Here is a 15,560-nt window from a genome sequence, read left to right as displayed (position 1 = left end):
AGCATGCAGCAAGCTGAAATTCTCTCACTGGCAGAACGACTGATCACTGCCTATCACTCATCCGACTTCGACTACCTTCTTTCTCAAATGACAGAGGGCGAGCCACCATCGACTAAAATCTTGGTCAAAATGGAGCTCAACCGCATCATGGAGCCTTGCACTAAAACTATCGACCTGCGCGGGCGTGTCAACGGTGAATGTAGAGAGTATGAACTGGACGGGCTGAAGCATTGGCTCGATGACGTTGCTTTCAATGCGTACCACAAAAATATCCAGAAGTTTGGTGGGTATACAGAAGGCGTTTGGCTTGCTCTGTGTAACACTCGAAACAACTTCCGTGTAATGCAGCAGCGTGGTAATAACCAGCCCAAAGAGATTACCAGTGCCAATAGCCCGTTTGAGGTTGAACCCGTTACCTTAGCTATGACCTAAAACGCCAAGAAAATCGTCTAAAAATCAGCTCACAAGTAGAAATTCATTTACCCAACGAGCAGTTGGTTCATGCTGTCACTGCCGATATTTCACCATCAGGTGCGCGCTTTAAAGTACCAACCGCATTTAACTACAAGCTCGGCGAAGTCATTGACGTTCACTACGTGGAGTTGGCGAAGACATCGGTACTCGATGGCATCCATCAAAAGATTCAATATCGCGTTGTTGGTATCGATGAGTCCTACGAGAACGATGCGGTTAAATTTCTAAGAAGCGTTCGATTGTCTCAATCGGATGTCATTGAGCGCTTTATTCAGCAGTCTCTAGTCGATGAGTCGCAGCGAGCAAGGCACGATAACCAAGACAAAATTATTCGCGCCCGTACTCGCGGCTTCGAACACACCTATCTCAAGCACACTTGTAATCTGCCTTTATTCTTCAGTGGTAATGAACTAAAACTGGCACTGATGACCGAAAACAATCAGCCAATTTGGCAGTACTGGCATGACGAGCGCAACCAACAAACGCTAGATAGCCTATTCCACCCCGAACGGATGGATATGCTGACTCGCCCAGGCCTCAAGGGCAGCAATAATGTGCTTTACGCTTTTACTCATGAACATCAAGGAAAGCAGCTGTTTTTCTCGATGATGATGCCTGAAGCAACCCGAGAACAGCGTCAATTGTTCTGGCACGTTGGCGCCAAAAGAGCCAGCTGGAAAGCATTTCGCCTTTCTGTATTTGAGCTATCAGACAAAGAACGAGAAGCACTTGCGCAGCACTCGACCGAACTTAATCTCGACACTCAATCTCTTACGCACTGTGGCATGCTGCAGGAAATTGCCGACACAAGCTCTGCACGTGACTACCTACTAACGGAAAAACCGCGCCTTGCGAGCAAAGAACTCAACAAGTTTAGGCACGCGCGTAAATCGGCAAACCAACCGATTTGCTTGTACTTTGATGCACAATCGCGTCGCAAAGAACCAAGGTATAAATTCCGCTCTCCTTTAGTGCTTACTATCAACAACACACAAGCGGAAGGGACCACTCTCGACTTATCCAAACGTGGCTTAAGCCTTGCGTTAGCCAGACCTATCGATATTGCAGCTAACACTATGTGCAGTATTAACTTCAAGGAGCTTCAGCTCTATGACAAAGAGGTGCCTCTCAGCGAAGTGCCTTACCGCATCGTACGGATTAGTGCTGGCGGTAAAAAGCTTCAACTTGAAATAGAAGAGAAAAAAGAGACGATTAAAACCGTGCACTTCCTGAATCGTCTAATCACGCACAATCAGGATAAACTGACCCCCAATAAAGAGCTGTTGCCAACCAACGAACTGCTCGAAGGGCTGCACGATATCATGCTAGACAAAGTCGTCTGTACCCCCGTATTTGCAAGCAAGAAAGGCTCAGCCATTGCTCCGAGTGTCATTGGAGTCAACTATCCGCTGCTCCCTCACTTAGCCCTGTTTGCCAAGCTGGGTCATGAAGAGCACTTCTCTCTAGAGCCTATTTATAAAGGGCGCAGCAATACGCTTCTTGCCGCACCAATGAAACGCATTGATGGCGCAAAACCGCAATACAACGAGATCTATATATCGACGGTGAAATTTGGTACCCGAATTCAATCAGTCGAAACTCAGCTGCTGTCTGATTTTGACAGCACCAAAGAACGCATCGCCTTCATTAAAAAGGCACAGACGATTGGTGAGTTTTTTGCCCTTCGCCTGTGTGCAGCTCCGGTATTTGACCCCTTCACAACTTTGCTTTCTCTGGATTTAGAAGAACTTGCTCAGATTAGTTTGCACAATGCTCGCAATCTAGAGAAAGAGATCAAAGCCGTCGTGGGCTATGGTGAGATCGTTGATATTACCGAGGAAGTGTTAGTCAGGCTCGAACTCACAAGATAGAGCCCTACCCCATTAGCAAAAAAGCGAGGTAAACACCTCGCTTTTTGCTTATCTACCGTTTAGCTGTTAAGGCTTACTTTGCCAGCTAACTTTCTGCTGCTTAGCTAGGCCCGCTGATAGGATACAAAGCACACCACCCAAGCCGGAATGGCGAATTGCCGTTTGTGCCTTCGCTTGTACTTTAGGCTTAGCATGATAAGCAATACCAAGACCTGCGGCATCCATCATCACCAAATCATTCGCACCATCACCAACAGCAACGGTGTTGTGCCCTTCGATTTCGTACTTCTCTGCCAGCTCAACCAAGATCTCGGCTTTAGTCTGCGCAGACACCACGTCGCCAACAACTTTACCTGTCAGCTTCCCGTCAACAATTTCTAGCTGGTTAGACTGAGCGAAATCGAAACCGACCTCTTCTTTTAGATAATCCGAGAAGTAAGTGAAACCACCCGACGCAATGGCCGTTTTCCAGCCAAGTTCATTCAAAGTCGTAATGAGAGAAGTTAAGTCCGGCATAAAAGGTAGCGTCGAGCGTACTGATTCCAGAATCGACTCATCGGCGCCAGCCAGTTTACCTACGCGTTGACGCAGGCTTTGCTCAAAGTCGAGTTCGCCTTGCATTGCACGCTCGGTCACCTCAGCGACCTCTTCGCCTACGCCTGCTAGCTTCGCAATCTCATCAATACATTCGATTTGAATCGCTGTTGAATCCATATCAAAAACAATCAGGCCTGGGCTCGATAGATCTGGGACTTCTGACAAAGAGGCGTAGTCCAAACCCAGCCCTTGTAAAATCTCTTCATGTTCCGGCGTCAAATCGCCAGACATCAGTGCCACTTCATAATAACCGACTTTCCATGTGTCGATGATTGAGTTGTAGTATCCGGTGAAGAAGTCAATGTCGTCGAAATGCTTTGGTGATAGGTACTCGCCAAAAATAATCCAATTGGCGCGTTGCTTGTCCAATTGATTTGCGAGGCGGGTTTCAGGTAGACGTGTTAAAAGCGAAGTGTGACGCTTTATTGGTAGTCTCTTCAACGTTTCCATGTTTGTAATCCATAAATTAAACTTAAGGTATACCTAAATAACCTCGAGGTAATTGTTTCAGAGTGTGTCCCTGAATCCTGCTTCTTGAGGTCACTTGGGTATATACTACCGCTAGTTAACCTATTGCAATTTAAAAACGCAAGTCTCAATATGGCTGAAAGCCAAATTAATTCTATTAGGCAGTCTATGGATTCCTCACTTTTTTCATTTCGAGTCGCGCTAAGAGTGACCGTTATTTTAGCTCTCATCGCGATGGTATCAGTCATTGCGGTGAACAGTGTGAAGATCACTAAGGGTAATGAACAAATTCAAGCGAACCAGCTAGAAACCCTCAGCCAAATCTTGATATCACAAGCAGCTCTCTCTGCAAGAGATATGATCACCCAACAAGATCAAGAGCGCCTACTCAAACTGACAAACCAATTATCGCAAGACAACTTAGTATTCGATGCCACCATTTATGACGCAGAAGGTATCCGACTCGCTTCAAGTAGCAAAGCTCTAGCGGCTCGAGAAGTGTTGGGTTTAGATACCCCTCTTTCCACCGCAAGCATTGGCAAACAACAGTTAATTGAACCGGTTGTACACGACAACACCATCATAGGTTTTGTAAGAGTCACCTTTGAAACTGGCCGAGTCACTGCAATTTCTGATCATTTCTACCGTAAGAGTGATCGCTACATGTATACCATGGTGATCATCAGTTTTATCGCCGGCTTCTTGCTTGCATTAGTGGTTCGCCGTAAACCGAAAGACAAAGGTGAAAACCTGCTACTAAAGGACGTGTCGTAATGACTGGAATAGCAAAGTAGCTAATTAGCTAGGAAGCAATTCACTAGCAATCAATTCACTATGAACCCCAAAAAGCCCCGCAAGTGCACTTGCGGGGCTTTAACTTTTGAAACTCTTAGTCGTTTGGAAGATTACTCTTCGTCACCTAACAGCACAGAATCTAATGCAATTTCCATCATCTCGTTGAACGTGGTTGCGCGCTCATCAGATGTGGTTTGCTCACCGGTTTTAATGTGGTCAGAAACGGTACAGATCGCCAAAGCTTTCGCACCATACTCAGCAGCAACGCCGTAGATACCCGCCGCTTCCATCTCAACACCAACAATGCCGTACTTATCCATCACATCGAACATTTCTGGATCAGGCGTGTAGAAAAGCTCTGCTGAGAATAGGTTACCTACTTTAACGTCGATGCCGCGTGCTTTCGCTGCATCTTCTGCGTTACGTACCATTTTGTAATCAGCAATCGCAGCAAAGTCATGGTCTTTGAAACGAATACGGTTCACTTTTGAGTCCGTACACGCGCCCATACCGATAACCACATCGCGCAGTTTGATGTCTTCGCTCACCGCACCACAGCTACCAACACGGATGATCTTCTTAACACCGAAATCTTTGATCAGCTCTGTCACGTAGATAGAGCAAGATGGAATACCCATACCGTGGCCCATCACTGAGATTTTACGACCTTTGTAAGTGCCCGTGTAGCCGTACATGTTGCGAACATCGCACACTTGTACTGCGTCATCTAGGAATGTTTCAGCGATGTATTTAGCACGTAGCGGATCACCAGGCATTAGCACCACGTCAGCAAATGCACCCATTTCAGCGTTAATATGCGGAGTAGCCATTACTTTTTCCTTCTCAATCAATGGTTGAAATCTAGGATTTATCCCTAGGAAAATAATAAAGCAGCGTTCTCACTGAGTGATGAACGCTGCAATTCAAAAATTATAGGAAGCTCTTACCGTATCCCATTGGCGAAGTACCAAAGTAGCTCGCTAGGCTTTGACCGATATCTGCAAAGCTCTCGCGTAGGCCCAATGAACCTGCTGGCACTTTCTTACCATAAACTAGAGCAGGGATATGCTCACGAGTGTGGTCTGTACCCGGCCATGTAGGATCACAACCATGGTCAGCAGTCAGAATAAGAACATCATCTTCTTCCATCATATCCATCACTTCATGGATACGACCATCAAAATACTCTAATGCCTCTGCATAGCCCGCAACATCACGGCGGTGGCCATAAGCAGAATCGAAATCTACGAAATTGGTAAACACGATAGTATTGTCACCCGCTTCTTTGATGGCTTCTTTAGTTGCTTCAAACAGTGCAGGAATGCCCGTTGCTTTGGTCTTCTTAGTGATTCCACAGCCAGCATAAATATCAGAGATCTTACCAATCGAGTGAACTTCACCCCCTTTCTCTTCAACTAGCTTTTGAAGAATCGTTGCTGAAGGTGGCTCAACGGATAGATCGCGACGGTTACCCGTACGCTCAAATTGACCTTTGCCTGGGCCAATGAATGGACGCGCGATAACGCGACCAATGTTGTAATCTTCAAGTTCTTCACGAGCGATTTGACAAAGATCTAGTAAGCGATCCAGACCGAAAGTCTCTTCATGGCAAGCAATTTGGAATACCGAGTCAGCGGATGTGTAGAAAATTGGTAGGCCCGTTTTCATGTGCTCTTCACCAAGATCATCCAGCACTTGTGTGCCCGATGCGTGGCAGTTACCTAAGAAGCCTTCTAGACCTGCACGCTCAAGGATGCGGTCAGTTAACTCTTTTGGGAAACTATTTTGTTTATCAGTGAAGTAACCCCAGTCAAAAAGAACTGGTACACCAGCAATTTCCCAGTGACCCGATGGAGTATCTTTACCTGACGACAATTCTGCAGCATGGCCGTACGCGCCAATGATTTCTGCATCGGCATCAAGACCAGGCGCGAAGCTGCCCGTTGACTCTTTATGAGCCATAGCCAAACCCAGCTTAGATAGGTTTGGAAGCTTTAATTGGCCGCTACGTTTGTCGTTATCTGCCAGTCCTTTGTCGCAATGCTCTGCGATGTGACCCAATGTGTCTGAACCTACGTCACCAAAATCTTTAGCATCTGCAGTCGCGCCAATGCCAAATGAGTCTAGGACTAAAATAAATGCTCGTTTCATTGCTCTCTTCCTGTATTTGGTCGAGAGCGTAACGCTTCAATCGACCATTTAATTATATTTAGTTAACTCAATTTATATCTGTTGCAGCTTAGCGTTTAAAGTAACCATCTAAGCTGCAACGTTCATTTCACTGGAATTAGATGTCTTCAGCACGAATCTGGCGATACACCTCTGGCGTTGGCGTATATTCGCCACCAATTGTGATCGCTGCTTTCAACGCGTCAGCTGCTTCTTGCCACTGCTCTTCGTTGCGAGCGTGGATCACAGCCAGTGGTTTGTTTGCTGATGCTTGCTCACCTAAACGGATAAAGCCATCAAAACCTACTGCGTAATCAATCTTGTCTGACGCTACGCGGCGACCACCGCCCATCGCAACCACAGCCATACCGATAGCACGCGTATCCATTGCCGATACCACGCCACTGTCTTCAGCGTATACTGGTTTGATGATCTCGGCTTTTTCTAGGTAGTTTTCGTAGTTTTCTACGAAATCTGCTGGGCCACCTAGTCCTGCAACCATCTTGCCAAAGCATTCGGCTGCTTTACCGTTGTCTAGCACTGCCATCAGTTTTTCGCGTGCATCTTCGGTGTTGTCTGCAAGCTCAGCAAGCACCAACATCTCAGCACATGACGCCATGGTGACTTCAAGCAGACGAGGGTTACGATATTCGCCCGTAAGGAATTGCACCGCTTCACGCACCTCAACCGCGTTACCCGCAGAAGAAGCCAGAACTTGGTTCATGTCTGTTAGGATTGCTGTGGTTTTCGTGCCGGCACCGTTTGCGACCGCTACGATAGAGCGCGCCAGCTCTTCAGATGCTTCGTAAGTTGGCATAAATGCGCCTGAACCCACTTTGACATCCATGACTAACGATTGAAGACCTGCCGCGAGCTTCTTAGAAAGAATTGAAGCCGTGATCAGCGAGATGTTGTCTACTGTTGCTGTGATATCACGAGTCGCGTATACGCGCTTGTCGGCAGGGGCAAGATCACCAGTTTGACCAATAATCGCTACGCCTGCGTCTTTTGTTACATCACCGAATACTTCATTCGTTGGTGTAATGTTATAGCCTGGGATTGACTCAAGCTTATCGAGCGTACCGCCAGTATGGCCAAGGCCACGACCAGAAATCATAGGGACAAAGCCGCCACATGCTGCCACCATAGGGCCAAGCATTAGAGACGTCACATCGCCCACACCACCGGTTGAGTGTTTATCAACGATTGGACCACCAAACTCTTTGTGGCTCCAATCGATCACCATGCCTGAATCACGCATTGCACACGTCAGTGCTATACGTTCCGGCATTGTCATTTCATTAAAGAAAATCGCCATTGCGAATGCTGCAATTTGGCCTTCCGATACGGTGTCTTTTGCCACACCTTGGATGAAGAAGTTAATTTCGTCGGCAGTTAAGACTTCGCCGTCGCGTTTTTTACGAATGATTTCTTGAGGTAAATAGGTTTGAGATAATGACATTAGATCCTCCCATACTCGTACGAGTTATGGTTGTAAGGTAAAGAGGTAATGTGGAGCAACGAAGCGCTACTCCACCAAACAGACTTTGTTTTTATTATTTCTCTAATTAGAAAGAGAAATTAGTAAGCTGCTGGGTCAGCAGTCTCGTCTGTCACTTCTAATGTATTAAGTAGATTAGTCAGCAGGCTTGATGCACCAAAACGGTAGTGGCGAGCATCAACCAGTTATCACCTAGGATCTCATCTGCCATTGCTAGGTAAGCTGCTGCGTCTTCTGCTGTACGCACGCCACCAGCAGGTTTGAAACCAACTGATTCAGCAACACCCATGTCACGGATGACTTCTAGCATCATGCGAGCGTATTCTGGTGTTGCGTTTACTGGCACTTTACCAGTTGAAGTTTTAATGAAGTCCGCACCAGCTTTGATACAGATTTCCGACGCTTTCTTAATTAGCGCTTCTTCTTTTAGCTCACCTGTTTCGATGATGACTTTCAGAAGGATATCGCCACATGCTTCTTTACACTGTTTAACTAACTCAAAGCCCACTTCCTCGTTACCTGCCATTAGAGCACGGTATGGGAATACCACGTCGACTTCATCGGCACCGTAAGCCACAGCTGCTTTAGTTTCAGCAACCGCGATTTCGATGTCATCGTTACCGTGAGGGAAGTTCGTTACTGTTGCGATACGAACATCTGGCGTACCTTGCTCACGAAGTGTCTTCTTAGCAATAGGAATAAAGCGAGGGTAGATACAGATTGCAGCGGTGTTGCCTACTGCAGATTTCGCGTCGTGACATAGCGAGATCACTTTTGCATCAGTGTCGTCGTCATTTAGCGTAGTAAGATCCATAAGTTTAAGTGCACGTAGCGCTGCTGCTTTTAAATCGCTCATTTCTATCTCCGATCAATATATTCAATTAGTTTTAGCAAACGCCCACCATGGGCTTGTTTGCAATAACAAATGAACGGACTTGGTTCCCTGAAGACTCGGTATTACTCGTAGTTCAACGTATACCAATTGCAATCCTTGTCACCGCACAGTACCAGTCTGGTCTATGGCACAACAAAGCTAAGTTGTTGTGTCTAACGTAAGCAATGACCTGATTGCTTCCTGCAATCCGTGGATGCTATCCACCATGGGTCTTAGATAAAGGTAATCTTCACCTTAACTGCCCTATAGAGTATAGATATTTGTCACAAATCTGTAGCTACCCATAGAACGCAAACGGTTTGTATCTCAAAAAAGAGTCTGTTTAACGTTTGCTCAATGTTCAAACGATTCCAAACTCGCTGCTCTGGCCTTGCTTATTGCCTAAACAGCTCATTTTTTAGCTGCCGAAAAACAAAAAAAACCCCGTAGCACACCAAGTGTGACTACGGGGTTTTATTAAACGGCGTCTATATAATCTAACTCTACTTTCTTAGAAAGATAGGAAGAAGCCAGCGATTGTCGCTGCCATCAAGTTAGATAGAGTACCTGCTGCAACCGCTTTAACACCCATACGAGCGATGTCAGAACGACGGTTAGGAGCAAGGCTACCAAGGCCACCTAGTAGAATCGCGATAGAAGAAAGGTTTGCGAAACCACATAGAGCGAAGGCGATGATTGCTTGAGTCTTCTCAGACATTACTTCACCAGTTGCTGGAACAACTTGAGCTGCTTCACCAACGTAAGGTACGAAGTTTAGGTAAGCAACGAATTCGTTCACAACCAGTTTCTGACCAATGAATGAACCTGCAAATGTTGCTTCTTCCCATGGAACACCGATTAGGAATGCTAGAGGCGAGAATAGGTAACCTAGGATAAGCTCTAGAGTTAGCTCTGGCATACCAACGAAACCACCAATACCACCTAGGATACCGTTGATTAGCGCGATTAGACCAACGAATGCTAGTAGCATTGCACCAACGTTAAGTGCCAGTTGTAGACCAACAGAAGCACCACCAGCTGCTGCATCGATAACGTTAGCAGGCTTGTCTTCGCCACCGTCGATGTTAGCTTCAAGCTCTTCGTCTGGTGTATCAGTTTCTGGCTTGATGATTTTAGCGAATAGTAGACCACCTGGTGCTGCCATGAATGACGCTGCAACTAGGTACTCTAGAGGTACACCCATAGATGCGTAACCCGCAAGTACACCACCAGCAACAGATGCTAGACCACCACACATTACTGCGAATAGTTCAGATTGAGTCATCTTAGGAACAAATGGGCGAACAACTAGAGGCGCCTCTGTTTGACCTACGAAGATGTTTGCTGCTGCAGACATTGACTCCGCACGAGATGTGCCAAGTGCTTTTTGTAGACCGCCACCAAGAATCTTGATAACCCACTGCATTACACCAATGTAGTAAAGTACAGAGATTAGCGCAGAGAAGAAGATTAGAGTTGGTAGTACTTGGAAAGCAAAGATGAAACCGATACCGTCAACAGAGAAGTTAACTAGGCTACCGAATAGGAAACCTGTACCGTCTTTACCGTAGTCGATAACGTTCTGTACACCAGCAGAGAAGCCAGCAAGAAGATCACGACCCCATGGTACGTAAAGAACGAAACCACCGATTAAAAATTGGATAGCGAATGCGCCACCCACAGTTCTTAGATTAATAGCTTTGCGGTTATCAGACAGTAGAAGTGCGATTCCTACTAGTACTGCCATACCGATTAGGCTCATAAACAGGCTCATAGTTTATGGCATCCTTATATGTTTATTTGTTGGCGTGTTACAAAATGGAGCTCAAAAAGCGGGGCAATTATACTCACCCCGCCCAAGATAAAGTAATGCCACCTTCACACTTTCCGACAAGATTCACCGTGCGCTCATCATTTTATGTGATCCAGATCTAATTAATCGTTTGCATTAATCATAACAAATACATTTTATTTAGATTTTATTCACAAATACCGAAGAGCAAATTGCTATTTTCCCACAATTTGCAAGCAATCGTTTGCTTTGGTTGTTTCTTAAGCTCTGCGACGCATTCCACTATAACTGATGTATTTTTTGGATGATTGTAACAGCCTTGCTCACCATTAAGCGGCATATCCGGTGCGTCTGTTTCTAGCACTAATGTATCAATAGGCAGGTTGCGAATGGTATTGCGAGTCTTATTCGCTCTTGGATAGGTGATCACGCCCCCACTCCAATCTTCAAACCGAACTTAATAAACTGCTTGGCTTGCTGCTCGCTTCCGCTGAACGCATGTAAAACCCCTCCTTTAATCGGCGGTGTTTGTTTTAGCAATTGCAGTAGCCGGTTATGCGATTGACGAGAGTGAAGAATCACGGGCAGTTGGTACTCATTCGCCAGTTCTAGCTGACGAATCAGTATTTTGTTCTTGGATTTCTGCTGGGGTGTCGACTGTAAAGTCCAAACCGCATTCACCAATCGCAACAAGATGAGTATGTTGGCTTGTGTCAGCTAACACCTTCTCAAGCTGCTGCAACATGACTTGTGGATCTTGGCGAATAAAGTGTGGGTGGATCCCCAAGGCAAAATAGAGATTGGGGTATTGGGTTGCGAGGTTGGTTATAGTCAGCCAGTTACTTGGCCCGACTGAAGGGATAAGAATACGTTCAACTTGATGTTGGCGGGCAAGATCGATATGCCCGCCAATATCATCTTGAAACGGAGGAAAGTCTAGATGGCAGTGCGTGTCAAACAGTGGCGTTCGAGTCATCTTTCTTTGGCGCAGGATCTGAGCGATAAGGCACACAACTGCGTTTCTGGTCTGGCGCTAATCCCATACTACGCAACCAACGATCGTACTTCGCAACGAGTTGCTTGAGTTTACTCCACATCACTTGCCCTCTATTTAGTCGCACTTCAATAATTACTGTTCTTCGCGCTTGAATACCAACTCTTTGGCATTTGAGTCCTCTTCACTGAAGTAGTAACCCTCACGATCGAACGCTGTTAAGCCTTCGATTGAATCGACTTTGTTGTCGATGATAAAGCGCGCCATCATGCCACGTGCTTTCTTGGCGTAGAAGCTAATCACCTTATATTGACCATTCTTGCAATCTTTAAACACTGGAGTGATCACTTGCGCATCAAGCGATTTCGCTTCACCGCTTTAAAGTACTCGTTAGACGCCAAGTTAATCAGCACGTTGTCACCCTGAGCATTAATCGCTTCATTGAGCTTGTCGGTAACAATGTTGCCCCAAAACTGGTAAAGGTTAGTGCCGCGTGGGTTTGCCAGCTTAGTGCCCATTTCTAGTCGGTATGGCTGCATTAGGTCCAGAGGTTTTAACAGGCCATATAAGCCAGACAGCATACGCAGATGCTTCTGCGCGTATTCGAAGTCATCTTCAGAAAGCGACTGCGCATCTAACCCCGTGTATACGTCGCCTTTGAACGCTAGCAATGCTTGACGCGAGTTGTCTGTGGTGAAGGTTTCACTCCACTCTTCAAAGCGCGCGACGTTAAGGCCTGCAATCTTATCGCTCACCTTCATCAACGCGGAGACATCGGCAGGCGTCAGCTTACGGCACTCTTCGATAAGCTCGGCAGAATGCTCAATAAGCTCAGGCTGTGTGTAAGACTGAGTCGCCAGTGGCGATTCATAATCCAGTGTTTTTGCTGGTGAGATTACGATTAACATGACTGATACTCTACTTTATTGTTTTACTGAACACAGAGTACAAAAAAAGCCATGCGTTGTCTGCATGGCTTTTTCAATCGCTTCAATATGTGAAACCGATTATTTCTTGTCGTTTTGGTCCCAGATGCCATCTTCTAGCTGAGATTTCAACTCAGGATAGTCATTGGCATCAAACGTTGGCACCTTACCGGCATCAAGCTGACGGTTGTAGTCTTTCGCCAATTTGATAACAATACCCGACAGCAAGATGATCGCTACCAAGTTGACAATCGCCATTAGGCCCATGGAAACGTCAGCCAGTGCCCAAACGGTTGGCAGCGTTGCCATAGAACCGAACATCACCATACCAAGTACGAAGATGCGGAACAGAGCCAGACCTTTCTTGTTGTTGTGCTCCAAGAAGATAAGGTTAGTTTCTGCGTATGAGTAGTTCGCGATGATTGATGTAAAAGCAAAGAAGAAGATAGCAACCGCAACAAAGATGCCGCCCCAATCACCGACTTGCGCCGTCAATGCACTTTGAGTCAGTTCGATACCCGTCACTTCACCGTGTGGTACATATTCTCCCGACATCAAGATGATCGCCACAGTGGCAGAACAGATAACAATGGTATCAACGAACACACCAAGCATTTGAACGTAACCTTGAGATGCTGGGTGTGGTGGGTAAGGCGTTGCTGAAGCCGCCGCGTTTGGCGCAGAACCCATACCCGCTTCGTTCGAGAATAGACCACGTTTAATACCGTTGATCATTGCTTGAGCAATCGCATAACCAAGACCGCCTGCTGCTGCTTCTTGCAGGCCGAATGCGCTCTTAAAGATCAAGCTCAGAACATCTGGTAGCTTGTCTAGGTTGGTTAGCATAATGAAGATAGCCAGCAACAAGTAAGCCAATGCCATCAGTGGAACAATCAGTTCAGCTGTACGTGCAATCTTGCGAATACCGCCAAAAATAACGAATGCAGAAATCACAACAATCGCAATGCCCACATACATGTGCTCAAAGCCAAATGCATTGTTCATCGCGCCAGCAATCGCGTTTGCTTGTACAGCGTTGAACACTAGGCCGAATGCGATGATAAGGAAGATAGAGAACAGAACCCCCATCCAGCGCATGCCAAGGCCTTTTTCCATGTAGTACGCAGGGCCGCCACGGTAGTTACCGTCGTTGTCGCGTGTCTTATATAGCTGAGCAAGTGTACTCTCGGCGAATGAAGTCGCCATACCCAACATAGCGATCAGCCACATCCAGAAAATCGCGCCTGGGCCACCAGCGGTCAGTGCAACGGCTACACCCGCCATGTTACCAGTACCGACACGAGCAGCTAGGCTAGTACAAAGAGCTTGGAAAGAAGAAATACCCGCTTTGTCTGCTTTACGGCTGTTTTTCAACACCGTGAACATGTGGCCAAAATGGCGGAACTGGATGAAACCAAGTCGAACGGTGAAGTAAACGCCTACGCCAACCAGTAGATAAACTAGAATCGATCCCCAAAGTAAATCGTTCATCAAATTAATTAAGTCTGTCACAAGAACCTCTCTCGGTGTTTGCGCTGTTCTTGGCCAATGCCAAGCCCATAAGTGCCGTCATCGTATGTCAACTCAGTACGACTTGTGATTAGTATTGTTTAGCACTCACAGTGAGTCTCAGCCAGTCGACTTCCCTCCTAGGAAGTGTTCGAAAAGCATAAATACTCAGTACAGCGATTTTTTGACCGGCAGATAATGAAGCCAAGATCACGAAAAATCAATATGAACACAGGCGCACTTAACTGTTATTTCTCACTAAAAAGACACTAAAACTTAACACATTCAATAACAGTATTCGGCCAGCATTGAAACAATCACCATCAATTTAGCTAACATTCATACCTAGACATACCCTCTACTCGCTTCCAAGGCTATTTCAAACTCAAAGCGTTATGGAATAAGGATTCAAACAATGTCGATGTTTAGTGATGTGGTCCATCCAGTGTGTTCAGGTTTCCATTTGGCGCTTGCATACTATTTGTCAGTGACCAAGCTCACCCACTTAACAAACGACATTCCATAAAAAATCTGACGATAACGTTTAACTGCTTACTTTATAAGCAATCGTTGGTTATTTTTTTGTGAATGAATGTTCAACTTCCAATAAAAAGTTCATTGAAACGAAACAAATGAGAAACATATCAAAGTTAGGCTCCCTTTGAATGTGATATTAAAAATACTCCTTAGTTGGATGTAAAAACAATAATGAGGTGGCTTATGGATGGCTTACAGTTTGATGAAGTAATGGACTTGGATATCCCTAAAGTACGCGCAACGCGCTCGAAACCAATGAAAAGAAAATGGCGTGAAATAGAAGCTATTAAAGATCGCCAACGCTTGCAGCGAGAATTAATGGATATGGACATCGGCTAGATTTCGATGTTGAAGACATAGACCTATAAATAGAGAAAAGAGGCACATTATGTGCCTCTTTTGCATTTTAGTTTATAGCTCGCAGCTTATATCGCTTCTTGCTCTGTGGTTCTGACTCTTTGAGCAAGTTGTTGGTATCGATCTGCTATGGTTTCGCCAAACACAGGATCATCGTCACTGAGTGACCATTCCGATTCAACCGCTTGCCAGTCTTGAGTGGTAAATGCCTTTTGAATCATGGGGAGAATGGAACGCTCTTCCAAATCGAGGTGACGTTTCTGCGCTTGAATGAACTCACTTAGCTGCCCGACGAAGATGTCATGGGGTACTACCGCGTCTTGCAGAATCATTTCAACGGTTTCTAAAAACTGATGGGTTCTTTCAGATAGCTCCACATGCTCCGTCTCTAAGTTCTCTATCTGCTCTTCATTTCCATAATGCTTCACAAAATAGTGATAGAGAATGTCCTCTTTAGGATGGTGAACTTTCTCAGAATGTGTGGCTAAGTAATCAACCACCTCATAAACCAAACTGTAGTTAATCAGTTGTTCTTGCTCGAGTTGCGTCAACTTACGATTCAATATGGCGAGTAATCTCAGCATGTAGCCGTGCTCGCGCCTAATCCTTTCTATTATCATAGTGGCTCTCCATAACACCTACTTTTTATAAGTGTATAAGATGCCACCCTCTCTCGCTTTGACGCTGTTCAAAAAA

The 15,560-nt window shown here is 45.8% G+C and carries 10 protein-coding genes and 4 pseudogenes; 3 read left to right on the top strand and 11 right to left on the bottom strand.

Annotation, left to right across the window (positions count from 1 at the left end; all coding sequences use genetic code 11):
- The first annotated feature begins 3 nt into the window (after positions 1 to 3).
- Positions 4 to 2,345: pseudogene (locus tag UA76_RS16925) on the top strand (PilZ domain-containing protein).
- Positions 2,346 to 2,411: 66 nt separating this feature from the next.
- On the opposite strand, the gene serB reads toward UA76_RS16925, so the two are convergent.
- A complete protein-coding gene (serB, locus tag UA76_RS16920; protein ID WP_047048570.1) occupies positions 2,412 to 3,392 on the bottom strand; it encodes a phosphoserine phosphatase in 981 nt (326 codons plus the stop codon).
- Positions 3,393 to 3,578: 186 nt separating this feature from the next.
- Between serB and UA76_RS16915 the strand changes: the two genes are divergently transcribed.
- Positions 3,579 to 4,184 (top strand): YtjB family periplasmic protein, encoded by a 606-nt coding sequence (locus UA76_RS16915; protein ID WP_047048567.1) that lies wholly within the window; start codon positions 3,579 to 3,581, stop codon positions 4,182 to 4,184.
- Positions 4,185 to 4,315: 131 nt separating this feature from the next.
- On the opposite strand, the gene deoD is transcribed toward UA76_RS16915, so the two are convergent.
- From deoD to UA76_RS16875, 9 genes and pseudogenes are all read right to left on the bottom strand, one after another.
- On the bottom strand, positions 4,316 to 5,035 hold the full coding sequence (deoD, locus tag UA76_RS16910) for a purine-nucleoside phosphorylase (RefSeq protein WP_047048563.1): 720 nt from the start codon (positions 5,033 to 5,035) through the stop codon (positions 4,316 to 4,318).
- A 100-nt stretch (positions 5,036 to 5,135) separates the two neighbouring features.
- Entirely contained in the window at positions 5,136 to 6,356 is a 1,221-nt protein-coding gene (locus UA76_RS16905) for a phosphopentomutase (RefSeq protein ID WP_047048561.1), read from the bottom strand.
- Between the two features lie 136 nt (positions 6,357 to 6,492).
- Positions 6,493 to 7,836, bottom strand: coding sequence for a thymidine phosphorylase (deoA, locus tag UA76_RS16900; RefSeq protein WP_047048556.1), 1,344 nt, complete (start codon positions 7,834 to 7,836; stop codon positions 6,493 to 6,495).
- A gap of 119 nt (positions 7,837 to 7,955) precedes the next feature.
- Positions 7,956 to 8,731, bottom strand: a pseudogene (gene deoC, locus UA76_RS16895) (deoxyribose-phosphate aldolase).
- A 529-nt stretch (positions 8,732 to 9,260) separates the two neighbouring features.
- Positions 9,261 to 10,523, bottom strand: coding sequence for a NupC/NupG family nucleoside CNT transporter (locus UA76_RS16890; protein ID WP_047048554.1), 1,263 nt, complete (start codon positions 10,521 to 10,523; stop codon positions 9,261 to 9,263).
- 205 nt (positions 10,524 to 10,728) lie between these two features.
- Positions 10,729 to 11,517, bottom strand: a pseudogene (locus UA76_RS16885) (TatD family hydrolase).
- Complete coding sequence (locus UA76_RS23720; RefSeq protein ID WP_157617662.1) at positions 11,495 to 11,641, bottom strand: hypothetical protein; 147 nt, start codon at positions 11,639 to 11,641, stop codon at positions 11,495 to 11,497. The pseudogene UA76_RS16885 and the gene UA76_RS23720 overlap by 23 nt, the downstream one beginning before the upstream one ends.
- 29 nt (positions 11,642 to 11,670) lie before the next feature.
- Positions 11,671 to 12,443 (bottom strand): annotated as a pseudogene (gene yaaA, locus UA76_RS16880) (peroxide stress protein YaaA).
- 99 nt (positions 12,444 to 12,542) lie between these two features.
- Positions 12,543 to 13,973, bottom strand: a complete 1,431-nt coding sequence (locus UA76_RS16875) for an alanine/glycine:cation symporter family protein (protein WP_047048551.1) — start codon at positions 13,971 to 13,973, stop codon at positions 12,543 to 12,545.
- A 717-nt stretch (positions 13,974 to 14,690) separates the two neighbouring features.
- Here UA76_RS16875 and UA76_RS23155 point away from each other — a divergent pair.
- Positions 14,691 to 14,846 carry a DUF3545 family protein gene (locus UA76_RS23155; RefSeq protein WP_075202591.1) on the top strand — a complete coding sequence of 52 codons (156 nt, stop codon included), beginning with the start codon at positions 14,691 to 14,693 and terminating at the stop codon, positions 14,844 to 14,846.
- A gap of 86 nt (positions 14,847 to 14,932) precedes the next feature.
- Here the strand turns inward: UA76_RS23155 and UA76_RS16870 are convergent, their stop codons facing one another.
- Entirely contained in the window at positions 14,933 to 15,484 is a 552-nt protein-coding gene (locus UA76_RS16870; protein WP_047048548.1) for a hemerythrin domain-containing protein, read from the bottom strand.
- Positions 15,485 to 15,560: the final 76 nt, after the last annotated feature.

It is taken from the genome of Vibrio mexicanus, from assembly GCF_001012815.1.
In the GTDB taxonomy this organism is placed as follows: Bacteria; Pseudomonadota; Gammaproteobacteria; order Enterobacterales; family Vibrionaceae; genus Vibrio; species Vibrio mexicanus.
The sequence above is the reverse complement of the archived record's forward strand: the minus strand, read 5'-3'. Positions and strand labels throughout refer to the sequence as shown.

Bases quoted from the DNA above. Each gene is read 5' to 3' on its own strand.
- serB (WP_047048570.1), bottom strand. From the start codon at position 3,392: ATGGAAACGTTGAAGAGACTACCAATAAAGCGTCACACTTCGCTTTTA.
- UA76_RS16915 (WP_047048567.1), top strand. From the start codon at position 3,579: ATGGATTCCTCACTTTTTTCATTTCGAGTCGCGCTAAGAGTGACCGTT.
- deoD (WP_047048563.1), bottom strand. From the start codon at position 5,035: ATGGCTACTCCGCATATTAACGCTGAAATGGGTGCATTTGCTGACGTG.
- UA76_RS16905 (WP_047048561.1), bottom strand. From the start codon at position 6,356: ATGAAACGAGCATTTATTTTAGTCCTAGACTCATTTGGCATTGGCGCG.
- deoA (WP_047048556.1), bottom strand. From the start codon at position 7,836: ATGTCATTATCTCAAACCTATTTACCTCAAGAAATCATTCGTAAAAAA.
- UA76_RS16890 (WP_047048554.1), bottom strand. From the start codon at position 10,523: ATGAGCCTGTTTATGAGCCTAATCGGTATGGCAGTACTAGTAGGAATC.
- UA76_RS23155 (WP_075202591.1), top strand. From the start codon at position 14,691: ATGGATGGCTTACAGTTTGATGAAGTAATGGACTTGGATATCCCTAAA.
- UA76_RS16870 (WP_047048548.1), bottom strand. From the start codon at position 15,484: ATGATAATAGAAAGGATTAGGCGCGAGCACGGCTACATGCTGAGATTA.